This is a genomic window from Streptomyces rhizosphaerihabitans, assembly GCF_025399795.1.
Classification (GTDB): Bacteria; Actinomycetota; Actinomycetes; order Streptomycetales; family Streptomycetaceae; genus Streptomyces; species Streptomyces rhizosphaerihabitans.
The window spans coordinates 1-22,883 of record NZ_JAODTZ010000071.1 but is presented as its reverse complement, the minus strand read 5'-3'; the positions used below and the strand labels follow the sequence as shown (position 1 = coordinate 22,883).

Genomic DNA, 22,883 nt, shown 5'->3' with positions numbered 1-22,883 from the left:
ACGTCAGGTACTGGGGTCGGGTGGCTCGAGTTCGGCAAGGACTCCGGCCAGGCCCTCGCCGAACCACTTGGGGCTGCGGTCGACGGCCTCCAGCGACCGCGACGCGGGCACCGGTTCCCGGGTGCGCGAGCCGGGGGCGGTCTCCGCGAAATCCTGGCGCACCAGGTGGATCGTACGGACCGTACCGGTCGTCTCGGGCCACTGGGCGCTGTGCCGCTCGACGGTGAGCAGACCGGTCCTGCGGACCGGTCTGCCGGGGCCGGGCCCTGTCCAGGCCTCGTCCCCGTCCTCGCCCTCTTTCTCTTCCTCGTTCCCGAGCCCGCTCCCGTCCTCGGGATCGCCGGGATCGCCCGGATCGCCGGGCAGCGCCGCGACCAGGCCGTCGTCCGTGCGAAGCACTCGGATCACCCCGTCCTCGTCATTCACCGTTTCCACCGTTGCCACGATCTCGCCGAGTTCCCCGGACCAGCCGCCGCCCAGCACGTCGTCCGCGTCGTCCAGCAGGAGCGGCCGGCTCACCTCGTCCCCACCGAGAAGGGGGTGCCGCAGCACTCCATCCGCCGGTCCGCGTAGAAGACCCGCCATCGCCCCATCCCCCCACCCTCCCCGGAACCAATGCCCGATGGCGAGACGTTTTCGGCATGAGCCCGGTACGGTCGGGCAGGCCCGTGCACACGGGTACCAGCCCAGCCAGTCCAGGGAGCATCATGACCACCGCCGCGACCCGCCGCAGCGACCGGAGGATCAGCCCCGTCTTCGTCGGGATCGTGGCCGTCATGGCGATAACCGGCTGGGCCACCTGGACCGGCTTCGCCGAGCAGCCCGGCGTGGCCGTCTTCCTGTTCGTAACAGCGGCCTGGATCGTCTCCCTCTGCCTGCATGAGTACGCGCATGCCCGCACCGCGCTGCACAGCGGAGACATCTCGATCGGCGCCAAGGGCTATCTGACCCTGAACCCGCTGAAGTACACGCACGCGCTGCTGAGCATCGTGTTGCCGGTGATCTTCGTGATCATGGGCGGGATCGGTCTGCCCGGCGGCGCGGTCTTCATCGAGCGGAACCGCATCCAGGGCCGCTGGAAGCACAGCCTGATCTCGGCGGCGGGTCCGCTGACGAACGTCCTGTTCGCCGTCGTGTGCACGGCCCCGTTCTGGTTGCACGCGCTGGACGGGGTGCCGCGGGACTTCCGGTTCGCGCTGGCGTTCCTCGCGCTGCTCCAGGTCACGGCCGCGATCCTGAACTTCCTGCCGGTGCCCGGTCTGGACGGCTACGGCGTGATCGAGCCCTGGTTGTCGTACAACGTCAAGCGCCAGGTGGAGCCGTTCGCTCCGTTCGGCCTGCTCGCCGTGTTCGCGGTGCTGTGGATCCCGTCGGTGAACACGGCGTTCTTCGACGTGATCCACTCAATCCTGAGCGGCCTGGGGATCAACGAGGTCCAGACGTACTGCGGTCAGGAGTTCTACCGCTTCTGGCAGGGCACCAACGAGTTCTGCGCGGTCAGCTGACGGACCTGCCCCGCCGCGCGTAGTACCAGGTCATGTTCGACGACAGGCCCGCCAGCAGCACCCACACGACGCCCAGCCAGTTGCCCTGGACGAACGAGACGACGGCCGCGGCCACGGAGAGGACACAGACGGCGAGGGCGTAGAGAGCGAGGCGGGGCATGGGGTCGGCTCCTGTCGGGGGGACACTGCTTTCCATCAGTGTCCCCCACGCGCCCTATACGTCCGTCACCCGCAGGCCCGCGTGTGCCTTGTAGCGGCGGTTCACCGAGATCAGGTTGGCGACCAGGGCCTCGACCTGATGTGCGTTGCGCAGCCGGCCGGAGAAGACGCCCCGCATACCGGGGATGCGGCCCGCGAGGGCCTGGACGATCTCGACATCGGCCCGCTCCTCGCCGAGGACCATCACATCGGTGTCGATCTCCTCGATCTCCGGGTCCGCGAGCAGCACGGCGGAGAGATGGTGGAAGGCCGCGGTGACGCGGGAGCCGGGCAGCAGGGCGGCGGCCTGTTCGGCGGCGCTGCCCTCCTCCGGCTTCAGCGCGTACGCGCCCTGCTTGTCGAAGCCGAGGGGGTTGACGCAGTCGACGACCAGCTTCCCGGCCAGTTCCTCGCGCAGCGATTCGAGGGTCTTGCCGTGGCCCTCCCACGGCACGGCGACGATCACGATGTCGCTGCGCCGCGCGGTCTCCGCGTTGTCGGCCCCCTCCACACCGTTGCCGAGCTCCTCGGCGGCGCTCCGCGCACGGTCGGCGGCGCGCGAACCGATGATCACCTTCTGGCCCGCCTTGGCGAGGCGGTAGGCGAGGCCCTTGCCCTGCGGACCGGTGCCACCGAGCACGCCGACGACGAGCCCGGACACGTCGGGCAGGTCCCAGGGGTCCTTGGCGGGGGCCTTCTGTGCACTGTCAGTAGAGGTCATGGGCCGACTTTACGTGCGCGGGTCGCGGCCACGCGTCTCAGGTGGCCGAGCCTCCGGGTGAGGACGGTCACCCGAGCGCGGTCACGGGAACGCGCCGGAAGGTGATCGTCTCGTACGGGCCGAAGTCGCCCGTCTCGTAGAGGAGTCCGACGGTCGTGGTGTCCACGCGGACGAGATCGGAGTACGCGGCGGGCAGCCCGTCCACCGTGTGCACCGGCCGCCAGGTGGTGCCGCCGTCGGCCGAGGCACGGACCGTCATCAGGGCCCGGAACGCCGGGTCCGCGGGCCCGGAGAACAGGAGCAGGTCCGGGTCGCGGAGTTGGAGCAGGCTGCCCTGGACGGCGGGGGTGACCAGGCCGGCCTGCGGGCGGAACGGCTTGACCAGGGTTCTGCCGCCGTCGCGGGAGTGGGCGTCGGCGCGGTTGCCGGGCGACGGGGAGTCGTTGCGGGTGTTGAAGTAGACGCGGCCGTCGGGGAGTTCGGCGGCGGTGGTCTCGTTGACATTGACGTAGCCGTTGGTGTTCTCGTCGATGTAACCGAGGTACCAGGTCGCGCCGCGGTCGTCGCTGAGCAGACAGTGGCCGCTGTTGTACTTCGCCTCGGTGCCGTTGTCGGTGCCGCTGGGCGGCAGTGTGTGGTTGCCGGGGACCACCACCCGGCCGGAGCCGAGCTGGAGGGCGTGCCCCGGCGTGGTGGCGTACCACCGCCACCCCGCCTTCTTCACCTGCGCGGTGATCTCCTTCGGGGCCGACCAGATGAGCCCGTCGTCGTCGCTGTGCTGCACCCACACGCGCCGCCCGTCGGCCGCCTTCACCTTGCCGCGCAGCAGGGCGTCCTCGGAGGCTCCGGCCGCGCTGCGGACGTGTACGAGCAGGACGCGGCCGGTGTCGAGGGTGACGGGCGCGGGGTTGCCCGCGAGGTCGACCCCGTTGTTCGCGACGACCTGGAGCGGGCCCCAGGTCCGGCCGCCGTCCGCGGACCGCTTGAGCACGATGTCGATGTGTCCGTAGTCCTTCGCGGAGCCGACCCTGCCCTCGCAGAAGGCCAGCAGCGTGCCGGTCCGGGTGGCGACGACGGCGGGGATCCGGTAGCTGGCGTAGCCCTCGCGCCCGGCACGGAAGGGAACACTCACCCCGGCACTCGCGCCCGTCGCCGTACCCGTCTCTGTCCCCGTGCCCGTCTCCGTACCGGACTCCGCGCTCGACTGTGTCATGGCCGGGCTCCCTGCTGCGGTTGCTGGTGGTGTCAGTGGTGTGGGTTTCTGCCCAACTTGGGCGAATTCGTGGTGAACTCCGGGTCACGAGTGGCTGGTTGCGGGAGGATGCGGCCATGGATGCCGTACGGGTCGCGTTGCTGCGCGAAGTGCTTGCCGGGACCGAATGGCTGGAAGCGACACGGCGGTTCGGGGGAACGCTGCGGGGATCCGTGGTGTCGTACGGCGGCGGGCTGCTGCTGGTCGGTTCCGAGGAGTACGAGCCCTGGCACCTCGCGGCGCATCTGGTGGACGAGGCGGCCTGGTCGGGGACGCCGGAGCTGTCGCCGACGCTGGTGCGGCACGGGGCGCGGGAGTCCGATCCGGCTCACCTGGCGGTGGGGCTCGGACGGATCGAGGCGGCCCGGCGCGGGGAGACGCTGCTCGTGGTGGCGCCGGACGCGCCCGGAGCCGCACTGCTGGAGCGGGTGCACGACGCCCGGCGGGCCGGGGCGACGGTACTGGCCCTGTCCCGGGGGGACGGCGAGCTGCCGGCGCTGGCGCACGAGTCGCTCGCGGTGCCGCCGGATCCCGAGCTCGACCTCGACACCGTGCAGCATCTGGTCAGCGCGGCGGCCGGGGAGAACGCGCTGCCCTCCCCCCGGGGCCGCCACCGCTTCCGCGACCGCCTGTCCCGCATCGCGGACCAGCTGACGGCCCCACCGTCCTACCGGTGGTGACAGGAACAGCCTCCCGCCGGCGGTAGCCGGACCGCCGGGCCCCGCCGCCGGAAGCCGGGCAGGCAGCCTTCGCCGGGGTCGGCGGAACGGGCCCCCGCCAATGGCACCGAACCGGCAGCCCCCGGCGGCGGGGCACGGACGGGCAACCGCCCTCCGGCGCCCCGGACCGACACCCGGACCGACGGCGGAAGCCGGGCAGGCAGCCTTCGCCGGAGGCAGCGGAACGGGGAACCCACCGCCGACGGCAGCAGAACCGGCAGCCGCCCGGCGGCGGGGCACGGGCCGTCGGCCACCGCTCGGGGAAACCGGCCCCGGAGCCTCCCGGCGGCGGTGGCCGGACGGAGAGCCTCCCGCCCGCGGAGCGGGGCCGCCTCCACCGTAGGTGGCCGGAACCGGCCCCGGTGCGGCCGTCGGGGCCGTCGGGGCCGTAAAGCAGTTGCCCCTCGTGCTCGCTCCGCCGAGCATGGCCCGTCGTGAGTGATGACGTTCCCCCCTCCCGTGCGCGTGCCCTGCTGCCCGATCTCGCGCCCTGGCGGACCTCCGCCGACTTCCGGCGGCTGTGGGTGGCGGGGCTCGTCACCAACTTCGGGAGCTTTCTGACGTTCGTCGCTCTGCCGGTGCAGATGAAGGTGCTCACCGGATCGGCGGCGGCGGTCGGTGCGATCGGCGCCGTGGAACTGATCCCGATGGTGGTCTTCGGGCTGTACGGCGGGGCCCTCGCCGACGCCCTGGACAAGCGGAAGCTGATTCTCTGGACGGAGACCGGGCAGGGCCTGCTGTGCGCCGCCCTGCTCGTCAACGCGACGGTGCCGCACCCCGCGGTGTGGCCCCTGTACGGGGTCGCCGCGCTCTCCGCCGCGCTCGGCTCGGTCCAGCGCCCCGCGATGGACTCGCTCACTCCGCGGATCGTGGCGCACGAACACCTGACGGCCGCGGGCGCGCTCAACTCGCTGCGCTGGACGGTGGGCGGCGTCGCCGGCCCGGCGCTGGCGGGCGTGGTCGTGGCGTACGCCGGACTGGGCTGGGCCTACGCCGTCGACCTGGTGACGTTCGCCGTGTCGGTGGCCATGATGGCGGGGATCGCCGCGTCGCCCGCCTCGCACGAGGCGGCGAAACCGTCGCTGCGGTCCATCGCCGAGGGCGCGCGCTACGCGTGGAGCCGCAAGGAACTCCTGGGTACGTACGCGGTCGACCTCGCGGCGATGTTCTTCGCGATGCCGCTCGCGGTGCTGCCGTTCCTCGCGGACGATCTGCACGCCGCCTGGTCGCTGGGGCTGATGTACGCGGCCATCCCCGCCGGCTCGCTGCTCGTCAGTCTCACCAGCGGGTGGACCTCACGCGTGCACCGGCACGGGCGGATGGTGGCGCTCGCGGCGGCCTGCTGGGGGCTCGCGGTGGCCGGCGCCGGCCTGGTGCACGACGTCTGGCTGGTGCTGCTCTTCCTCGTCCTCGCGGGCGCCTGCGACATGATCAGCGGAATCTTCCGTGCCGCCATCTGGAACCGGACGATCCCGGACGAGCTGCGCGGACGGCTCGCCGGGATCGAGCTGCTGTCGTACTCCATCGGGCCCCAGCTGGGCCAGGTGCGCTCCGGCGGCATGGCCGCGCTGACCGGCGTACGGGCCTCGGTCTGGGCCGGCGGCGCGCTCTGCGTCGGAGCGGTGGGGCTGCTCGCCGTCGGTCTCCCGAAGCTGATGTCGTACGACGACCGCACGAACGAGCACGCGCTGCGGATGCGCTCCGCACGGGCGGAGGACTTCCCGCCCGCGCCCCCGGTGACCGCGTCCTGACGCGACCCGTACTGCCGCTCGGTGGACGACCCGGGACCGGGGCACCCACCGTCGCCCCGGAACCGGGTGCCTCGGCCCCTTCGGGCACCCGCCGCCTCAGTCGTCCTCGGTGCCCGGTTCCTTGCCCGACGCGTCGTGCCACTTCGGGTCCGTCTCCCACTCGAGGTTCCGCTCCCGCGCGATGTCCATCGCGTGTTCGGCCTCCTCGCGGGTGGCGTACGGGCCGAAGCGGTCCTTGGCCGGGCACTCGGGGCCCTCCTCGACCTTCTTGTGCTCCAGGCAGTAGTACCACTCGCCGGGCTTGCCGACCGTCCGCTTCTTGAACAGGGCCATCACCAGCTCCTTTCGCCAGAGACATGTTCCCCCATGCCCGCTGGTTAGACTCGCTGCATGTCTGGCCAGTCGCTGCTCGTACCAGGGGAGCTTTCTCCCACCCGTCCCGTGCCGGGAAACATCAGGCGTCCCGAGTACGTGGGAAAGCCCGCCCCCACGCCGTACACCGGACCGGAGGTGCAGACGCCCGAGACGATCGAGGCGATGCGGACCGCCGGGCGGATCGCCGCGCAAGCGATGGCCGAGGCCGCGAAGCTCATCGCGCCGGGTGTGACGACCGATGAGCTGGACCGGGTGGCACACGCGTACATGTGTGACCACGGCGCCTACCCGTCGACCCTCGGCTACCGTGGTTTCCCCAAGTCGCTGTGCACCTCGGTCAACGAGGTCATCTGCCACGGCATCCCCGACACCACGGTCCTGCGCGACGGCGACATCATCAACCTCGACGTCACGGCGTACATCGGCGGTGTGCACGGCGACAACAACGCGACCTACCTGGTCGGCGCCGTCGACGAGGAGTCGCGGCTCCTCGTGGAGCGGACCCGCGAGTCCCTCGACCGCGCGATCAAGGCCGTCAGGCCGGGCCGCCAGATCAACATCATCGGGCGCGTCATCGAGTCGTACGCGAAGCGCTTCGGGTACGGGGTCGTCCGGGACTTCACCGGGCACGGGATCAACTCGTCGTTCCACTCCGGGCTGATCGTCCCGCACTACGACAACCCGCACGCGACCACCGTCATGCAGCCCGGGATGACCTTCACCATCGAGCCCATGCTCACGCTCGGCACGCACGAGTACGACATGTGGGACGACGGGTGGACCGTCGTGACGAAGGACCGCAAGCGCACGGCACAGTTCGAGCACACCCTCGTCGTCACCGAGAGCGGCGCGGAGATCCTCACCCTGCCGTAGCCGTCCGGAGTCCCCGAGCCTCTGAGCCGGCCCCCGAGCAAGCCCCTGAGCTCTCCCATCTCTCTGAACCCGCCCTGTCCACAGGGCGGGTTCTCTCATGTGGACGCGATCCGGAATCGGAGTACGGTTTTACCGACAGGATGTCGGGAAGACTGTTCACTTAGGTAAGCCTAACCATAAAGGATGCGGCTGGCCCTGAAACGGCTCTCGCCCTTCCCCATCGGCTCCGGAGGCCCCATGAACGCGTCGGACACGTCGGTCACGATGAGCACGCCGGACACCACGAGCCCGGCGGGCACACCTTTCTCGACACTCATCCGCACCGCGTCGCACGAGCAGCACACCGAGGCGGAGACCTCGACGTTCATGAGCGACCTGCTCGGCGGCCGGCTCGGCGTCGAGGCGTACGCGCGCTACACCGAGCAACTGTGGTTCGTGTACGAGGCGTTGGAGGCGCAGAGCGAGCGACTGGCCGCCGATCCGTTGGCCGGGCCCTTCCTGCGGCCCGAGTTGCTGCGCCGCACCGCTCTCGAGCGCGACCTCGCCCATCTCCGGGGCCCGGACTGGCGCGGCACGCTCACCGCGCTGCCCGCGACCCGCGCGTACGCGGACCGGGTCACGCAGTGCGCCCGCGAGTGGCCGGGAGGCTATGTCGCCCACCATTACACGCGGTACCTGGGCGACCTCTCCGGCGGCCAGATCATCCGCGGCAAGGCGGAGCAGACCTGGGGCTTCTGCCGCAAGGGCGACGGCGTCCGCTTCTATGTCTTCGAGGACATCTCCAACCCGGCCGCGTTCAAGCGGAGTTATCGCGAACTGCTGGACGGGGTCCCGGCCGACGACCTGGAGAAGCAGCGGATCGTGGCGGAGTGCAAGCGGGCGTTCGCCCTGAACACCGGGGTGTTCAGAGCTCTCGGCGAGGAGTTCCCGCTGACCGCGTGATCATCCGCTCCCGGGCCCGGGGTTCACCCCCGGTCCCCTGCTCCCTTGCCCTCCGGGAGGGCTGCACGCTGTGCACGGTGCGGGCCCGACGGGGGCCGGCCGCGCGGCCCCCGTGCCCCTGCGGTCGCCGTGACCCGCCCCCCGCGCGACCCCGGACCCTCCCCTTCGCCGGGGGAACCGCCTGGCGCGAACGACCGCGGGCCGGCGGGGGCCGACCGCCCAGTTCCCCGCGCCCTACGGGGGCCGTCGCACGCCCCGCGATCCCGAACCCTCCCCTGGGGAATCAGCCGCCTGACGCGAACGACCGCGGGCCGGCGGGGGCCGACCGCGCAGTTCTCCGCGCCCCTACGGGGGCCGTCGCCCGCCCCGGCGCGACCCCGAACCTCCTCGGAGAATCAGCCGCCTGGCGCGCACAGCCGCGGGCAGGTGGAGGGCGGGCGCGGTTCCGCGTCTCGCCCCGTGTCGCTGACCGGGTTCTCAGCGTTCCAGGTGGACCCGGCCGCCCACCTCGACCCAGTCGTTCGGCTGAGGGGCCGTGAGGATCTGGGAGCCGACGCCCTGGGTGATGTTGAGGGCCCGGCCGAGTTGCTGGGTCAGCAGCAGCGCCGCCGCTCCGGTGGCCTCGTCCTCCTCGATGCCGTCGTTCCGGCCGGGGAAGGCACGGGCCCGCACCCGGCCGCCGGCCTCGTCCTCCCAGGCCCAGGCGTAGATCCACTCCCCCGACGGCGGCACGGCCAGCGCGTCGACCTCGGCCGCCGACCCGTACCGCCGGAGCGTGCGCGGCGGTGCCCACTCGGCCCGTGCCTCGATCCAGCTGAACTCGCCGTCCAGCCGGACCCCCACCACACCGGCGGGCGTGACCAGTTCGGGCACGTCGAGCAGCCAGCCGACCCCGACGCACGGGTGACCCGCGAACGGCAGCCGCAGCGTCGGGGTGTAGATGTCGATGACCCCGCGCTCGGGGTCGTCGACGAACACGGTCTCGCTGAAGCCGAGTTTCGCGGCGAACTCCTGCCGCTCCGCGCGGTCCGGCATCACCGAGCCCTCGCGCACGACACCGAGCTCATTGCCATACCCGCCGCCTGGTCCGCAGAAGACCCGCAGCACGTCGTAGTCAGTCACTCCGGCATTCAAACACCATCGGCGCGATCGGTGACCTGCAGGACCGGGCCGCCCTCCCCGAAAGATCCCTGTTCATGGGGAACGGTGTCGGGGGCGGGCGGCCCGGTCCTGCGGATCCGTACCGCGCGGCCCGCACCCCCTTCCCGGCCCGCCCCCGGCGACGTACTCGCCGAGGCCGAGGGCCTCCATGTCCGCCTCGGCGACCGGGAGTGCTGCGCGGCGTCAGCGTCGCCGTCGGCGCGGGCGAGGTGCTCGCGCCGGTCGGACCCAACGGGGGCGGGGAAGTCGACCCTCCTGTCCGCGCCGGCGGCCGATCTGCGCGCCACCGAAGGGGTCGTACGACTCCACGGGCGTCCGGCGGCGCACCGGAGCACGGCCGAACTCGCCCTGCGCCGGGCCGTGCTTCCCCGGTCGGCGACGCTCTCCTTCCCGTTCACCGCCGAGGAGGTCGTCCGGATGGGGCGGGCGCCCTGGGCCCACACTTCCCAGGACGACGACGCGGCGGTCGAGGCGGCCATGGCCGCCACCGAGGTCACCGCTTTCGCGCCGCGCCCGTTCGGCTCGCTCAGCGGCGGGGAGCGCGCGGGTGGCACTCGCCCGGGTGCTCGCGCAGCGCGCCCCGCTGCTGCTGTTCGACGAACCGACGGCCGCACTCGACCTGCGGCACCAGGAGTTGGTGCTGCGGGTGTGCCGGGAAAGGGCGCACGCCGGTGACGCGGTGGTCGTGGTGTTGCACGATCCAGGTCTCGCGGCGGCACACGCGCACCGGGTCGCGCTTCTGTGCGCCGGTCGTGTCGCGGCCCACGGCCGGCCGGCGGAGGTTTTCACCGACGCACTGCTGACCGGCGTCTGCCGACAGCCGGTTGAGGTGTTCCCGCACCCCAGGACCGGCGCCGCGCTCATCACCCCGAAACGGGATGCTTGACCTTCCCTTGACTTTCCCATGGGGTTCGTTTTGAGTCATCGTGATCAAGCCGTTCCTGTACGGCAACTGTGAGAGCTGAATCACCGCACGGGTGGGTATCAGTGAGGCAAGCCTCAGATAAGTTAGGCCAGCCTCACCATGCCGAACGGGCCCCGCCGTGCGGCTTGTCCGACTTCTCTTGGAGCCTGCATGCGAGCCGTCCGACTCTCCGTTGTCACCGCTGCCGCCACCGCGGCCGCTCTGGCCGCTGTCACGGGTTGCACCCAGAAGAGCGACGCGAAGAACGGCGACGCGATTCAGGTGACGGCCGCGGACTCCACGTGCGACACCTCCACGAAGACCGTGCCGTCCGGCCACGTCACGCTGAAGATCGAGAACAAGGGGTCCAAGGCCACCGAGGTCGAGATCGTCTTCCCCGACGACCGGATCGTCTCCGAGAAGGAGAACATCGGTCCCGGCACCAAGTACACGCTGACCGCCGAGGTGAAGGCCGGTTCGTACGAGATCGCCTGCCGTCCGGGGATGAAGGGCCACGGCATCCGCCAGAAGCTCACCGTGACCGGCGGCAAGGTCGCCAAGCGCGACCCGCGCCTCGACAAGGCCGTCGCCGACTACCGCGCGTGGGCTCAGGGCGAGGCCGACGCCACGATCCCGAAGGTGAAGACGTTCGCCGACGCCGTCAAGGCCGGCGACCTCGAGGCCGCCAAGAAGGCCTACGCCCCCTCGCGTGTCGGCTGGGAGAGCACCGAGCCGATCGCCGAGTCGTTCGGTGACATCGACCCCAAGACCGACACCCGCGCCGACGGCCTGGAGAAGGGCCAGAAGTGGACCGGCTGGCACGCGCTGGAGAAGGCCCTCTGGCAGGACAAGAAGATCGGCACTGAGCAGAAGACCCTCGCCGACCAGCTCGTCACCGACCTGACCGACTGGCAGAAGCGCATCGGCAAGGCCGAGATCACCCCGACCTCCATGGCCAACGGCGCCAAGGAGCTGCTCGACGAGGTCGCCACCGGCAAGGTCACCGGCGAGGAGGACCGCTACTCGCACACCGACCTCAGTGACTTCAAGGGCAACGTCGACGGCGCGCAGAAGGCGTACGAGCTGCTCAAGCCGGTCGCCTCGGAGAACGACGCGGCGCTGGCGGCGGAACTCGACAAGCAGTTCGCCGCGCTGGACAAGCTGCTCGACAAGTACCGCACGGACAAGACCTCGGACGGCTTCGTGTCGTACGACAAGGTCGGCAAGGCCGACCGCAAGGAGCTCTCGGACGCGGTCAACGCGCTCGCCGAGCCCCTTTCCAAGCTCGCCGCCGCCGTCGTGAAGTAGGAGCAACGCCATGACGGACAACTCGAACAGCACGGACAGCACGGACACCCAGGTCAGCGCGGACACTGCTGAGGGCACCGGCGCCGCGCAGGCCACCGGGTCCACCCGCAACGGCTCCGCGCCGACCCGGCGTTCGCTGATCGGCTGGGGCGGTGCCGGGCTCGCGCTCGGTGCCGCCGCGGCCGGCGGCGCCGTCGCGATGACCCGTACCGGCAACGACGTCGATCCGGCCGCCGCCGACACCGGCGCCGCTGTCGCCTTCCACGGCGCGCATCAGGCGGGCATCGCGACAGCGGTGCAGGACCGGCTGCACTTCGCCGCGTTCGACGTGAAGACGGACGACCGCGCCGAGTTCGTCCAGCTCCTCAAGGACTGGACGCAGGCCGCCGCCCGGATGACCGCCGGACACACGGTCGGTGAGGGCGCGTACGGCGGTCTGGCCGAGGCGCCGCCGGACGACACCGGTGAGGCGCTGGGGCTCAAGCCCTCCCGGCTGACGCTGACGATCGGCTTCGGTCCGTCGCTGTTCGAGAAGTTCGGTCTGGCGGACCGCCGGCCGGAGGCGCTCGTCGACCTGCCGGAGTTCTCGGGCGACAACCTGGACAAGGCCCGCAGCAACGGCGACCTGTGCATCCAGGCCTGCGCGGACGACCCGCAGGTGGCGGTGCACGCCATCCGCAACCTGGCCCGTATCGGCTTCGGCAAGGTCGCCATCCGCTGGTCGCAGCTCGGCTTCGGCAAGACGTCGTCGACGACCCCGGACGCGCAGACCCCGCGCAACCTGATGGGCTTCAAGGACGGCACCCGCAACATCGCGGGCACCGAGACCGCGCGGCTGGACAAGTTCGTCTGGGTCGACGGGAAGGACGGCAGCGCGAACTCGTCCTGGATGACGGGCGGTTCCTACCTCGTCGCCCGGCGCATCCGGATGAACATCGAGACGTGGGACCGCACTTCGCTGCAGGAGCAGGAGGACGTCTTCGGCCGCGACAAGGGCGAGGGCGCCCCGGCCGGCAAGGCCAAGGAGCACGACAAGCCGTTCCTGAAGGCGATGAAGCCCGACGCGCACGTCCGGCTCGCGCACCCCGACTCCAACCACGGCGTGACCATCCTGCGCCGCGGCTACTCCTTCACGGACGGCACGGACGGTCTCGGCCGCCTCGAAGCGGGCTTGTTCTTCCTCGCGTACCAGCGTGACGTGCGCAAGGGCTTCATCCCCGTGCAGCGCAGCCTGTCGCGCTCCGACGCGCTCAACGAGTACATCCAGCACGTGAGTTCGGCGGTCTTCGCCGTCCCGCCCGGCGTCCGGGACAAGGACGACTGGTGGGGCCGGACGCTGTTCTCCAAGGAGGCATAGCCGTGTTCAGCAACTATCTGATCGGTCTCCGCGAGGGCCTCGAAGCCAGCCTCGTCGTCTGCATCCTCATCGCCTACCTGGTGAAGACGGAGCGCAGGGACGCCCTGAAGCCGATCTGGATCGGCATCGGCGTCGCGATCGCCGTGGCGCTCGGTTTCGGCTGCGCCCTCGAATTCGGCTCCCAGGAGATGACGTTCCAGGCGCAGGAGGGGCTCGGCGGTTCGCTGTCGGTCCTCGCCGTGGGCCTGGTGACGTGGATGGTCTTCTGGATGCGCCGCACGGCCCGGCACCTGAAGTCCGAGCTGCACGGCAGGCTGGACGCGGCCCTCGCCATGGGAACGGGCGCGCTGGTCGCGACCGCGTTCCTGGCGGTCGGCCGGGAGGGTCTGGAGACGGCCCTGTTCGTGTGGGCGTCGGTGCACGCGGCCAGTGACGGCACGCCCCGCCCGCTGATCGGCGTGGCGCTGGGCCTGGCCACCGCGGTCCTCCTCGGCTGGCTCTTCTACCGTGGCGCGCTGAAGATCAACCTCGCCAAGTTCTTCACCTGGACCGGCGGCATGCTGGTCGTCGTCGCCGCGGGCGTGCTCGCGTACGGCATCCACGACCTGCAGGAAGCCGACTTCGTCCCGGGCCTGACGAACCTCGCCTTCGACATCAGCAACACGATCGACCCGACGAGCTGGTACGGCACCCTGCTGAAGGGCGTCTTCAACTTCCAGCCCGACCCGACCGTCCTTCAGGTCACGGTGTGGGCGCTGTACTTGGTCCCGACGCTCACGATCTTCCTCGCCCCGGTAGGGTTCGCCTCCGGGAAGGGGAAGGTGAAGGCACCTGATGAGCAGGGATCGCACGGGTCGCAGCCCACGAAGGCCTCGTAGTCTCGGCCGTTTCGCTCTGGGCCGTTCCGCCCTCGGTCGTTTCGCCCTGGCGACGGCGACGGTGACCGTCCTGTCCTCGGCGGCGAGCGGCTGCGTGGTGGTGCACGGCGAGCGAGAGGTCGTCCCGGCGGCGACCCGCGCCGAAGCCGCCCGCGCGCTCAAGGACTTCACCGTCGCCTACAACAAGGCGGACGCTACGTACGACCGTTCCGACGACGCGGACCGGGTGGCCGGTCCGCTCGCGGACATCGACGGCGCCAGGCTGAAGGCCGGGCGCAAGAACAACCCGGCCGGGAATCCCGCGCATTCGGCGCTGGAGTTCGCCGACGCCGAGTTCTCGATCCCCGCGAAGGCGGGCTGGCCGCGCTGGTTCGTGGCGAACACGACGGCCAACAAGGGCGTGCCGGGCAGCCGTTGGCTGCTCGTCTTCACCCGGGGCAGCGCCGACGAACTGTGGCAGGCCTCGTATCTGACGGTCCTCGGGGCCGGTGACGTACCGAAGTTCGCGAAGGACGAGGGCGGCTGGGCGCAGCCGGTCACGGCCGACGACGCGGCGCTCGCGATCGAGCCGGTGAAGCTCGGCCGGTCGTACGCGACCTATCTGAAGACCGGCGGCGACGCCTTCGCCTCGGGCGTCCACACCTCGCAGTGGCGGGCCCAGCGCGAGAAGTTCGCCAGCAAGCCCGGCCTCGCCAGGCAGTACATCGACCAGCCGCTGGTCTCGGGCGACTACGCGCCGGTGGGTCTGCGCACCGCGGACGGCGGGGCGCTGGTGTTCTTCGCCACGCACCGCTACGAGAAGGAGACCGCCGCCGCGGGCACCGAGATCCCCTCCCCCGGCGCGGACGTGCGGGCCTTGACGACCGGCGAGATCAAGCAGTCCCTGACCCTGGAGTTCGTCTCCAACCAGGTCGTCCTGGACCCGCTGAAGGGTTCGGGCGAAGGACAGGTGTCCGTCCTCGGACGGATCGAGGGGCTGACAGGGGCCGAGGGCGAGTAGTACGGCGGCGCCCCCGCGCACCCGCACCCGGCGCACCCACCCGGCACGTCCGCACACCCGGCGCACCCACCCGGCACGTCCGCGCACCCCGCGTGTGCGTCCGTTGCATCCGGCAACCGCTCACTCGGCAAGCGCGGTGCGACCTTCCAGAACCGCCGGTCGGGCGGGTTCTCAGCCCCGGTGGGGCCAGGCGGCGAGCTGGTCCGCGCCGTTCTCCCCGGCATAGCGGGCGCATTCGTCGGTCAGGATCTCCAGGAGGGTGAGCGGGTCCGGCAAGGGATGCTCGGGTCCGCGCACCCAGTCGACGCTCAGGCCACCGGGCAGCTGGGCCGGCGGCACGAGGACGTACGAACCGCGGCAGTGCCAGCGGAAGCCGGGGTGCTCGTCCATCGTCTCGGGGTGGCAGTCCAGCTCACAGGGCCACCACTCGTCCTCGTCCTCGGGCGTACCGCGGGTGAGGGTGAAGAAGAGCATGCGTCCGTCGCCTGTCTCCGCGACGGGTCCGACCTCGATGTCGGCGGACAGTATCCGCTCCAGCGCCTCGCGTCCGGCGTCCAGCGGGACGTCCAGGACGTCGTGCACCATGCCGGTCGCGGTGATGAAGTTCGCCTTCGGCTGGTGCCGGGCCCAGCGCTCGATCTGCGCGCGGTCGGTCGTCGACTGCGTCTGCCAGGCGAAGGAGACGGGGTGGCGCGCCGGGGTGGGGCAGCCGACGCGGTCACAGGAACAGCGGTAGCCGGAGGGGTACGCGGCCTGCGCGAGCGGCAGCCCCGCGGCGGCGGCGGCGAGCAGCAGGGCCTCACGCCCGCCGGCGGATGTCTCCGCAGGGGCTTTGGGCCGGCGTCCGCGCAGCCACTTCGAGATCCTGCCCTGCGTGCCGGAGCGGCGGCCGAACTCTGCGCTCATCTATCCCCTCGCCTCGCCGTAGTGCACTCGTCCTTGCCCCATGGTCCCACCATCCTGCGCCCCGGGTGGCCGGAGCCGACAACCGGGGTAGGTGGGGCGATGCGTTCGCCAGGCCCTGATCAGGCGTTATTGCATGATGTGAGGGTATTTCTTCGCCCCTCGGCGGGGAGCGGGACCGCGCAGGGCGTAGTCGACGAGCGTGTCTGTGCGGTCGTACAAGATCGGGGCCGTGCGCTGGAGCCGGCGCCGGCCGGGCGGGGAGACGAGCAGCTCCGGGGAGACCGGGGGCGACGTCCCGGCGTGCGCCGCACGGGACCTGCGGCGCACGCAGCCAGGACGTATGCGTCCGGTGGCGCGGGCGCCCCGGACCCGGCCCCGGGGCGCCCGGTGACGCCCCGGGGGCCGGGTCCGGTGGACACGACCCGTTCGGCTCCCGGCCCGGGGCTCCGGACGCCGCACCATGAGCATCAACTGCCCTGCGGTTGCGTAAGGAGCTTTCCTTGCGCCCTCTCCGCCGTGCCATGCCCCGGCGTCACCTCATCTGCCCACCGGTGCACTTCGACGTCACGTACGCGATCAATCCATGGATGGACCCCGCCAAACCGGTCGACGTCCCGCTCGCCCTCGGTCACGCGGTCGAGGAACTCACCGGTGGTACTGCGAAGCAGTACGGACCGGAATCGCCTGCCCTCGGGCAGACGAGGGCGTCGATACCACCTGGACACGGTCGGCGTCGATCTCGGCGGACTCCTCAAAGCAGCGGAAGCGTGAAGTGCTGCACCGAGGAGTTCCGAGGCCTGCCCGGGAGCCCGGGGTGACCCGGGGATGACCTAGAAGGTGTCCCCGGGCGGCGGCCAGGCATCGCCCCACTCCACGTCGCGGGCCGCCTTGTACAGCGGTCCGTGGCGCTTGGTCACCGTCTCCCGGCGCAGTGTCTCGTCCGGCTCGCACAGGTCGAGCAGGACCTGTCCCTTGCGGATCTGCGGCTTGCGCACGATGCGGGAGGGCGCCGGGTCCGGCAGGAAGCGGGTCGCAGCGACGTAGCTGAACTTCTCGTCCTCGTAGGGCAGGGAACCGCCCTTGACCTGGCGGTGCAGCGAGGAACGGGCGACCCGCGCGGAGAAGTGGCACCAGTCCTGGCCGGGGACGATGGGGCAGGCCGCGCTGTGCGGGCAGGGAGCGGCGACGTGGAAGCCGGCGCCGATCAGGCGCTCGCGGGCGGCGAGGACCCGGGTGTAGCCGTCGGGGGTGCCGGGCTCGATGATCACGACGGCCTGGGCGGCGCTCGCGGCGGTGTCCACGACCGAGGCGCGGTCGGCTTCGGTGAGCTCGCCGAGGACGTAGGAGACGGTGAGGAGATCAGTGCTCTCGATGGTGAGCGCCGCTCCGATACGAGAGCGCTGCCACGCGGCATCCTTCAGTTCCGGGTTGGCCGCGGCGATCTCCCGGCCGAGCGCGAGGGCGGGCTCGGCCCAGTCGAGCACGGTCACAGGGCGGGTGCCCTCCCAGGTCGCGTTCACCGCCCAGGTGGCCGCGCCGGTGCCGCCGCCGACGTCCACATGGCTCCCCGGCGCCCAGCCGGGCACCGCGTCCGCGAACGCCTCCAGCGCGGAGCACACCGCCTCGAACGTCGCGGGCATCCGGTACGCGGCGTACGCGACCACGTCCGAGCGGTCCCGAAGGATCGGCGCGTGGGTCGGGGTGGCCCCCCGGTAGTTCACGATCAGCCGCTCGACCGCCTGCGCGGCGGCCTTCGGCGGGAGACCGTCGAGGAGCCCGGCGAGGGCGCTGCGCAGGGTGTCGGCGGGGGGCACGGGGGCGTTCACGGCCCGATTCTCTCAGGTGCCCCGCACCACCCGCGCCCGCCGGGTGACCTCTCGCATGCCCCGGCCCGCCCGCGCCCCGGCAGGCGATCCCCCAAGTGCCCCGACCCGCCCGTACCCGCCCGGCGACCCTCAGGCGCCCCGCACCGCCCGCGCCCCGGCAGGCGATCCGTCAGATGCCCCGCCCATACCTGCCGGGCGGTCGCTCGGACGCCGCAACCCGCCGGCATCGGGCGGGTGATCGCTCAGGACGCCCCGCACCGCCGCGCCCCGGCAGGCGATCGCTCCGCCCGCACCGGGCGGAACGATCGCTCAGGTGCCCCGCACCGACCGCCGGAGCCGGGTGGCCGCTGTCGCCCGGGGCGCGTTGTCCGCCGGGCGGCGGCGGGGGTGGACCGTGTTGGCGAGCAGCACCAGGAACGTGTCCGTCGCCGGGTCCAGGACCAGGGACGTGCCGGTGAACCCGGTGTGGCCGGCCGCGCCGTGGCCCGCGAGGGTGCCCATGAACCAGGGCTGGTCGAGGGCGAATCCGAGTCCGGGCGGGGTGAGGAGGAGTTCGACGAAGTCGGGGCCGAGGATGCGGGCGGGACCGTACGAACCGCCCGCGAGCAGGGTGCGGCAGAACACGGCCAGATCGCGCCCGGTGGAGAAGAGACCGGCGTGACCGGCGACCCCGCCGAGCGCCCAGGCGTTCTCGTCGTGCACCACGCCCCGCAGCATGCCCCGGTCCGCCTTGGCCCACGGCCGCCGCTGGTCCTCCGTGGCCGCCGCGCCGGGGCAGGGCCCGAAGGCGGTGGCGTTCATCCCGAGCGGGCGGGTGATGCCGTCCCGGACGAGGACGTCGAGCCCCCGGCCGGTGACGCGTTCCAGCACGTACTGCAGGAGGATCAGGTTGATGTCGGAGTACCGGTACTCGCCCGGTTCGGACGAGGGGGCCTCCGCCCGCAGCAGCGCCAGCCGGGCCTTGTCGTCCGGGCAGTCGTACAGCGGGAGTTCGGGGCGCAGCCCGGAGGTGTGGGTGAGCAGCTGCCGTACGGTGATGCCGTGCTCGCGGGCCGCGCGGAACTCCGGCAGGTACGCGCCGACGCGCGCCTCGATGCCCAGCGTGCCGCGCTCCAGCTGCTGCACCGCGGCGACCGCCGTGAACAGCTTGGTGAGGGAGGCCAGGTCGAAGGGCGTGTGCACGGTCATCGGCACACGGGCTTCCGACGGCAGCTCGACCCCGGTGTCCTTGTCCTCGTCGTGGGCCGCGTAGCGCACCGCCCAGCCCGCCGCCTCCTCGACGGCGATGACCGGGCCCCGCCCCGCGACCACCACGACGCCCGCCGCCCAGGGGTCGGCCCCCCGGGTGAGGGCGCGGACCTCCTGGACGAGCTGACGCAGTTCACCGGCGTCGAGACCGGCCCGTTCGGGTGTGCCGGTCCGCAGTCTTGGTGCGCTCAGCTCTCCGCCGCCTTTTCGTTCGAAGTGGGTCCCGTCCGCCGGGGACGGCACAGTCCCACGAAGCAGGCGACGGCTACCAGTGCCGCGGCCAGTTGGACGACTGCCATCGGGACGGCGGTGTGCTCTCCGGCGATGCCGACGAGCGGTGAGGCGACCGCGCCGATGAGGAAGGAGGTGGTGCCGAGCAGCGCGGAGGCGGAACCGGCCGCGTGCCGCACCCGCATGAGGGCGAGCGCCTGGGTGTTGGGCAGGGCGAGGCCCATGGCGGACATCAGCACGAACAGCGCGGCGGCCACCGGTGCGAGCCCGACCGGGCCGAGGAGACCGGTGGACATGAGCAGCAGCGCGGTCGCGGCGAGGGCGACGAGCGCGAGGCCGACGGCTAGGACCTTCTCGAGGGCGACCCGGCCGACCAGCAGCTTGCCGTTGATCTGCCCGGCGATCACCAGGCCGACGGAGTTCACGCCGAAGAGCAGGCTGAAGGTCTGCGGGGAGGCGCCGTAGAGGTCCTGAATCACGAACGGGGACGCGGATATGTAGGCGAAGAGGGCCGCGAAGGTGAAGCCGCCCGCGAGCATGTATCCGGCGAAGACGCGGTCGGCGAGCAGTCCGCGCATGGCGCGCAGCGCCTCGCCGACGCCGCCGCCGTGCCGGTCCGCCGGCTGGAGGGTCTCGGGCAGTTTGGCCCAGACGACCGCCGTCAGCGCGATGCCGACGGCGGTGAGGACCACGAACACGCCCCGCCAGTCGGTGACGCGCAGGATCTGTCCGCCGATGAGCGGCGCGACGACCGGGGCGACGCCGGAGATCAGCATGAGGGTGGAGAAGAAGCGGGCCATCGCCACGCCGTCGTAGAGGTCGCGGACGATGGCGCGGGCGATCACGATCCCGGCCGCGCCCGCGAGACCCTGGACGAGGCGGAAGGCGACGAGCAGGCCGATGCCGGGTGCGAGGGCGCACAGCACGGTGGCGACGACGTAGACGGCGAGGCCGGCGAGCAGCGGGCGTCTGCGGCCCCACCGGTCGCTCATCGGCCCGACGACGAGCTGCCCGAGCGCCATGCCCGCGAGGCACGCGGTGAGCGTGAGCTGCACGGTGGCGGCGGGGGCGTGCAGCGATCCGGTGACCTCCGGCAGCGAGGGGAGGTACATGTCCATCGCGAGCGGGGGTGTGGCGGTGAGCCCGCCGAGGACGAGGGTGACGAGGAGTCCGGTGCGGCCCGGGGCGCCGGGGCCGGTGGCGGGTCGTGGCGCGGCGCCGGCCTGCGGTCGTGGCGCGGCGCCGGACGCCGGTTCGGCGGCCTCGGCGACCGCCGCCGTGGTGTCGGCGGCCGCCGCGTTCGGTATGTGCCCTCGCGGGCCTTCCTGGTCCCGCGTGATGCGGCCACGCTCGGGCATGTGCCCCCCTCTTCGAAAGTCGCGCCCCCTATGCTCTCAGTTCGAACAGCGTGTTCGGGGTCACGGATCAAGGGGCGGGCATGACGGGCGAGCGCGAACGCGTGCGGTGGGGAATTCTTGCGACCGGCGGGATCGCCGCGGCGTTCACGGCGGACCTGGTCGACATGCCGGACGCCGAGGTGGTGGCCGTCGCCTCACGGACGGACTCCTCGGCGAAGGCGTTCGCGGAACGGTTCGGTATCCCGCGGGCGTACGGGGACTGGGCCTCGCTCGCCGCGGACCAGGACGTCGACATCGTGTACGTCGCCACGCCGCACTCGGCCCACCGGGTGGCCGCCGGGATGTGTCTGGAGGCGGGGCGTCATGTGCTGTGCGAGAAGGCGTTCACGCTGAACGCGCGGGAGGCCGAGGAACTGGTCGCGCTCGCCCGGCGGCACGACCGCTTCCTGATGGAGGCCATGTGGATGTACTGCAATCCGCTGGTCGGGCGGCTGAAGGCGCTCGTCGACGACGGTGCGATCGGTGAAGTGCGCACGGTGCAGGCCGACTTCGGTCTCGCGGGGCCGTTCCCGCCCTCGCACCGGCTGCGGGACCCGGCGCAGGGCGGCGGTGCGCTGCTCGACCTCGGTGTCTACCCGGTGTCGTTCGCGCAGCTGCTGCTCGGGGAGCCCTCGGACATCGTCGCGAGAGCGGTGCTCTCCGACGAGGGCGTCGATCTCCAGACGGGTGCACTGCTCTCCTGGGAGAGCGGCGCTCTGGCTTCGGTGCACTGCTCCATCAACGGTGGCACGCCCGTCGCCGCCTCCGTCACCGGCTCCGCGGGCCGCATCGACATCCCGGACGGCTTCTTCTTCCCGGACCACTTCGTCCTGCACCGCGACGGCCGCGAGCCGGAGATCTTCCGCGCCGACCCCGCCTCGGGCCCCCGCAACAGCCTCAAGCACGAGGCCGCCGAGGTGATGCGGGCCCTGCGCGCCGGTGAGAGCGAGTCCCCGCTCGTCCCGCTCGACGGCACCCTCGCGGTGATGCGCACACTCGACACGATCCGGGACCGCGTCGGCGTCCGCTACCCCGGCGAAGCGAACGCGTAGGACGTCGGCCGGTTCAATCCCCCTGGTTCCGGCCGCCGTTGAGGGACCACTGGCGTCCGGAGCCGGGCCTTCACGTCCGGATGCCCGACTCGCCGGTCCCCCTCCCCTACGCTGCGGGCGCATGAACGCCATGAATCCCCCGCACTCCCCGCCCCCCCTGGATCCCCCGGATCCCCCGGATCCCCTGGACACGAAGATCGCGGTGGTGACCGGGGCGGGCTCCGGCATCGGCCGCGCGGTGGCCGCCGAACTACTGCGCATCGGCTGGTCGGTGGCGCTCGCCGGACGCCGGGCCGAGACGCTGGAGGAGACAGCGGCCCTCGTACCCGGGGGACCCTCGATCGCCGTACGGACGGACGTGTCACGTCCCGACGAGGTGGCCGCCCTCTTCGCCGCCGCGCACGACCGCTTCGGGCGCCTCGACCTGCTGTTCAACAACGCCGGGACGTTCGGTCCTGGCGGTGTGCCGCTCGAAGAACTGCCGTACGACGCCTGGCGGCATGTCGTCGACACCAATCTGAACGGCGCGTTCCTGTGCGCGCAGGCGGCGTACCGGCAGATGAAGGAGCAGGACCCGCAGGGCGGCCGGATCATCAACAACGGCTCGGTCTCGGCGCACACACCCCGCCCGCAGTCGATCGCGTACACCGCGACCAAGCACGCGCTGACGGGCCTGACCAAGTCCCTGTCCCTGGACGGACGTCCGTACCGGATCGCCTGCGGGCAGATCGACATCGGCAACGCGGCCACCGACATGACCGAGCGGATGCGGACCGGGACGCTCCAGGCGAACGGCGAACTGGCGGTCGAACCGGTGATGGACGTGGCCGACGTGGCGCGCACCGTACGGCACATGGCCGAGCTGCCATTGGAGGCGAACGTGCAGTTCGCGACGGTCCTGGCGACGGCCATGCCCTACGTCGGACGCGGCTGACACATACGTATGGCGAGCGTCCACGGTTCACCACGAACTGGTCAATGGCTCAACCCACACAAACGGAAGCTGAATCTCCGGACCATATAAGCCGTTAGTGCGCTTATGCTCAGCATCTCCCCCATCAGAGCTTCACAGTTGAAGCATCAGACTTCGGTACGACCACGGTCCACACCGAGGGGGGAGGTGGCAGTCGCTCCGCGGCCCGGGAGGGGGCGGACCTCGCGGGGGATCGCGAGGTGTGCACCGGACCGCGGAGCGACTGTCCCGTCATCGGTGCCGACGGTGGCCCTCCGCCTCGGCCGCCTCGGCCGGCTCCTCGGCGGACCGGCGCCTGCGGTTGCG

The 22,883-nt window shown here is 71.9% G+C and carries 21 protein-coding genes and 2 pseudogenes; 13 read left to right on the top strand and 10 right to left on the bottom strand.

The genetic code is table 11. From position 1 onward, the window contains the following. Window positions 1–3: 3 nt before the first annotated feature. Window positions 4–519: a DUF6578 domain-containing protein gene (locus N4G66_RS40645; protein ID WP_261709338.1), complete on the bottom strand. Its 516-nt coding sequence runs from the start codon at window positions 517–519 to the stop codon at window positions 4–6. 188 nt (window positions 520–707) lie between these two features. Here N4G66_RS40645 and N4G66_RS40640 point away from each other — a divergent pair, with 188 nt between their 5' ends. Continuing rightward, window positions 708–1,505: a site-2 protease family protein gene (locus tag N4G66_RS40640; RefSeq protein ID WP_261709337.1), complete on the top strand. Its 798-nt coding sequence runs from the start codon at window positions 708–710 to the stop codon at window positions 1,503–1,505. Here the strand turns inward: N4G66_RS40640 and N4G66_RS40635 are convergent. The 3 genes from N4G66_RS40635 to N4G66_RS40625 form a co-directional block, all read right to left on the bottom strand. Beyond that, the gene (locus N4G66_RS40635) at window positions 1,498–1,665 is read right to left on the bottom strand and encodes a hypothetical protein (RefSeq protein WP_261709336.1); all 168 of its coding nucleotides are present in this window, start codon (window positions 1,663–1,665) and stop codon (window positions 1,498–1,500) included. The genes N4G66_RS40640 and N4G66_RS40635 overlap by 8 nt on opposite strands. Window positions 1,666–1,719: 54 nt before the next feature. After that, window positions 1,720–2,424 (bottom strand): NADPH-dependent F420 reductase, encoded by a 705-nt coding sequence (gene npdG / locus N4G66_RS40630; RefSeq protein WP_261709335.1) that lies wholly within the window; start codon window positions 2,422–2,424, stop codon window positions 1,720–1,722. A gap of 67 nt (window positions 2,425–2,491) precedes the next feature. After that, window positions 2,492–3,637 (bottom strand): sialidase family protein, encoded by a 1,146-nt coding sequence (locus N4G66_RS40625; protein ID WP_261709334.1) that lies wholly within the window; start codon window positions 3,635–3,637, stop codon window positions 2,492–2,494. A 116-nt stretch (window positions 3,638–3,753) separates the two neighbouring features. Between N4G66_RS40625 and N4G66_RS40620 the strand changes: the two genes are divergently transcribed. Both N4G66_RS40620 and N4G66_RS40615 read left to right on the top strand, forming a co-directional pair. Next, a complete protein-coding gene (locus N4G66_RS40620) occupies window positions 3,754–4,356 on the top strand; it encodes a hypothetical protein (protein ID WP_261709333.1) in 603 nt (200 codons plus the stop codon). A 473-nt stretch (window positions 4,357–4,829) separates the two neighbouring features. Further along, on the top strand, window positions 4,830–6,146 hold the full coding sequence (locus N4G66_RS40615; RefSeq protein ID WP_261709332.1) for an MFS transporter: 1,317 nt from the start codon (window positions 4,830–4,832) through the stop codon (window positions 6,144–6,146). 96 nt (window positions 6,147–6,242) lie between these two features. Here the strand turns inward: N4G66_RS40615 and N4G66_RS40610 are convergent, their stop codons facing one another. Continuing rightward, window positions 6,243–6,479 (bottom strand): hypothetical protein, encoded by a 237-nt coding sequence (locus N4G66_RS40610; RefSeq protein WP_261709331.1) that lies wholly within the window; start codon window positions 6,477–6,479, stop codon window positions 6,243–6,245. A 57-nt stretch (window positions 6,480–6,536) separates the two neighbouring features. Between N4G66_RS40610 and map the strand changes: the two genes are divergently transcribed. Both map and N4G66_RS40600 read left to right on the top strand, forming a co-directional pair. Next, entirely contained in the window at window positions 6,537–7,394 is an 858-nt protein-coding gene (gene map, locus N4G66_RS40605; protein ID WP_261709330.1) for a type I methionyl aminopeptidase, read from the top strand. Between the two features lie 264 nt (window positions 7,395–7,658). Continuing rightward, entirely contained in the window at window positions 7,659–8,336 is a 678-nt protein-coding gene (locus N4G66_RS40600) for a biliverdin-producing heme oxygenase (RefSeq protein WP_261709348.1), read from the top strand. Window positions 8,337–8,813: 477 nt separating this feature from the next. Here N4G66_RS40600 and N4G66_RS40595 read toward each other — a convergent pair whose 3' ends face one another. Next, entirely contained in the window at window positions 8,814–9,458 is a 645-nt protein-coding gene (locus N4G66_RS40595; RefSeq protein WP_261709329.1) for a PhzF family phenazine biosynthesis protein, read from the bottom strand. A gap of 108 nt (window positions 9,459–9,566) precedes the next feature. Here N4G66_RS40595 and N4G66_RS40590 point away from each other — a divergent pair. The 5 genes and pseudogenes from N4G66_RS40590 (at window position 9,567) to N4G66_RS40570 (ending at window position 14,944) form a co-directional block, all read left to right on the top strand. Continuing rightward, a pseudogene (locus N4G66_RS40590) lies at window positions 9,567–10,383 on the top strand (heme ABC transporter ATP-binding protein). 189 nt (window positions 10,384–10,572) lie between these two features. After that, entirely contained in the window at window positions 10,573–11,709 is a 1,137-nt protein-coding gene (gene efeO / locus N4G66_RS40585) for an iron uptake system protein EfeO (protein ID WP_261709328.1), read from the top strand. Window positions 11,710–11,719: 10 nt separating this feature from the next. After that, complete coding sequence (gene efeB / locus N4G66_RS40580) at window positions 11,720–13,066, top strand: iron uptake transporter deferrochelatase/peroxidase subunit (RefSeq protein ID WP_261709327.1); 1,347 nt, start codon at window positions 11,720–11,722, stop codon at window positions 13,064–13,066. A gap of 2 nt (window positions 13,067–13,068) precedes the next feature. Next, window positions 13,069–13,944 carry an iron uptake transporter permease EfeU gene (gene efeU / locus N4G66_RS40575; protein WP_261709326.1) on the top strand — a complete coding sequence of 292 codons (876 nt, stop codon included), beginning with the start codon at window positions 13,069–13,071 and terminating at the stop codon, window positions 13,942–13,944. Continuing rightward, window positions 13,901–14,944 carry a hypothetical protein gene (locus N4G66_RS40570; protein ID WP_261709325.1) on the top strand — a complete coding sequence of 348 codons (1,044 nt, stop codon included), beginning with the start codon at window positions 13,901–13,903 and terminating at the stop codon, window positions 14,942–14,944. The genes efeU and N4G66_RS40570 overlap by 44 nt, the downstream gene beginning before the upstream one ends. Before the next feature lie 171 nt (window positions 14,945–15,115). Here the strand turns inward: N4G66_RS40570 and N4G66_RS40565 are convergent, their stop codons facing one another. Next, window positions 15,116–15,850, bottom strand: coding sequence for a bifunctional DNA primase/polymerase (locus N4G66_RS40565; protein ID WP_261709324.1), 735 nt, complete (start codon window positions 15,848–15,850; stop codon window positions 15,116–15,118). Window positions 15,851–16,371: 521 nt separating this feature from the next. Between N4G66_RS40565 and N4G66_RS40560 the strand changes: the two are divergent. Beyond that, window positions 16,372–16,500, top strand: a pseudogene (locus tag N4G66_RS40560) (amidinotransferase); the annotation flags it as partial. 180 nt (window positions 16,501–16,680) lie between these two features. Here the strand turns inward: N4G66_RS40560 and N4G66_RS40555 are convergent. From N4G66_RS40555 to N4G66_RS40545, 3 genes are all read right to left on the bottom strand, one after another. After that, the gene (locus N4G66_RS40555) at window positions 16,681–17,676 is read right to left on the bottom strand and encodes a small ribosomal subunit Rsm22 family protein (protein ID WP_261709323.1); all 996 of its coding nucleotides are present in this window, start codon (window positions 17,674–17,676) and stop codon (window positions 16,681–16,683) included. Window positions 17,677–17,985: 309 nt separating this feature from the next. Beyond that, window positions 17,986–19,167, bottom strand: a complete 1,182-nt coding sequence (locus N4G66_RS40550; protein ID WP_261709322.1) for a serine hydrolase domain-containing protein — start codon at window positions 19,165–19,167, stop codon at window positions 17,986–17,988. Then, window positions 19,113–20,513 (bottom strand): multidrug effflux MFS transporter, encoded by a 1,401-nt coding sequence (locus tag N4G66_RS40545; protein WP_261709321.1) that lies wholly within the window; start codon window positions 20,511–20,513, stop codon window positions 19,113–19,115. Before N4G66_RS40545 ends, N4G66_RS40550 begins: the two co-directional genes overlap by 55 nt. Window positions 20,514–20,593: 80 nt before the next feature. Between N4G66_RS40545 and N4G66_RS40540 the strand changes: the two genes are divergently transcribed. Together N4G66_RS40540 and N4G66_RS40535 are read left to right on the top strand one after the other, a co-directional pair. Further along, on the top strand, window positions 20,594–21,604 hold the full coding sequence (locus N4G66_RS40540) for a Gfo/Idh/MocA family protein (protein WP_261709320.1): 1,011 nt from the start codon (window positions 20,594–20,596) through the stop codon (window positions 21,602–21,604). Between the two features lie 130 nt (window positions 21,605–21,734). Next, window positions 21,735–22,538 carry an SDR family oxidoreductase gene (locus N4G66_RS40535; protein WP_261709347.1) on the top strand — a complete coding sequence of 268 codons (804 nt, stop codon included), beginning with the start codon at window positions 21,735–21,737 and terminating at the stop codon, window positions 22,536–22,538. The last annotated feature ends 345 nt before the right edge of the window (window positions 22,539–22,883 follow it).

Excerpts from the sequence above, each read along its gene's own strand:
- N4G66_RS40640 (WP_261709337.1), top strand. The coding sequence starts at position 708 with ATGACCACCGCCGCGACCCGCCGCAGCGACCGGAGGATCAGCCCCGTC.
- N4G66_RS40635 (WP_261709336.1), bottom strand. The coding sequence starts at position 1,665 with ATGCCCCGCCTCGCTCTCTACGCCCTCGCCGTCTGTGTCCTCTCCGTG.
- npdG (WP_261709335.1), bottom strand. The coding sequence starts at position 2,424 with ATGACCTCTACTGACAGTGCACAGAAGGCCCCCGCCAAGGACCCCTGG.
- N4G66_RS40625 (WP_261709334.1), bottom strand. The coding sequence starts at position 3,637 with ATGACACAGTCGAGCGCGGAGTCCGGTACGGAGACGGGCACGGGGACA.
- N4G66_RS40620 (WP_261709333.1), top strand. The coding sequence starts at position 3,754 with ATGGATGCCGTACGGGTCGCGTTGCTGCGCGAAGTGCTTGCCGGGACC.
- N4G66_RS40610 (WP_261709331.1), bottom strand. The coding sequence starts at position 6,479 with ATGGCCCTGTTCAAGAAGCGGACGGTCGGCAAGCCCGGCGAGTGGTAC.
- map (WP_261709330.1), top strand. The coding sequence starts at position 6,537 with ATGTCTGGCCAGTCGCTGCTCGTACCAGGGGAGCTTTCTCCCACCCGT.
- N4G66_RS40600 (WP_261709348.1), top strand. The coding sequence starts at position 7,659 with ATGAGCACGCCGGACACCACGAGCCCGGCGGGCACACCTTTCTCGACA.
- efeO (WP_261709328.1), top strand. The coding sequence starts at position 10,573 with ATGCGAGCCGTCCGACTCTCCGTTGTCACCGCTGCCGCCACCGCGGCC.
- efeB (WP_261709327.1), top strand. The coding sequence starts at position 11,720 with ATGACGGACAACTCGAACAGCACGGACAGCACGGACACCCAGGTCAGC.
- N4G66_RS40570 (WP_261709325.1), top strand. The coding sequence starts at position 13,901 with ATGAGCAGGGATCGCACGGGTCGCAGCCCACGAAGGCCTCGTAGTCTC.
- N4G66_RS40565 (WP_261709324.1), bottom strand. The coding sequence starts at position 15,850 with ATGAGCGCAGAGTTCGGCCGCCGCTCCGGCACGCAGGGCAGGATCTCG.
- N4G66_RS40545 (WP_261709321.1), bottom strand. The coding sequence starts at position 20,513 with ATGCCCGAGCGTGGCCGCATCACGCGGGACCAGGAAGGCCCGCGAGGG.
- N4G66_RS40540 (WP_261709320.1), top strand. The coding sequence starts at position 20,594 with ATGACGGGCGAGCGCGAACGCGTGCGGTGGGGAATTCTTGCGACCGGC.
- N4G66_RS40535 (WP_261709347.1), top strand. The coding sequence starts at position 21,735 with ATGAATCCCCCGCACTCCCCGCCCCCCCTGGATCCCCCGGATCCCCCG.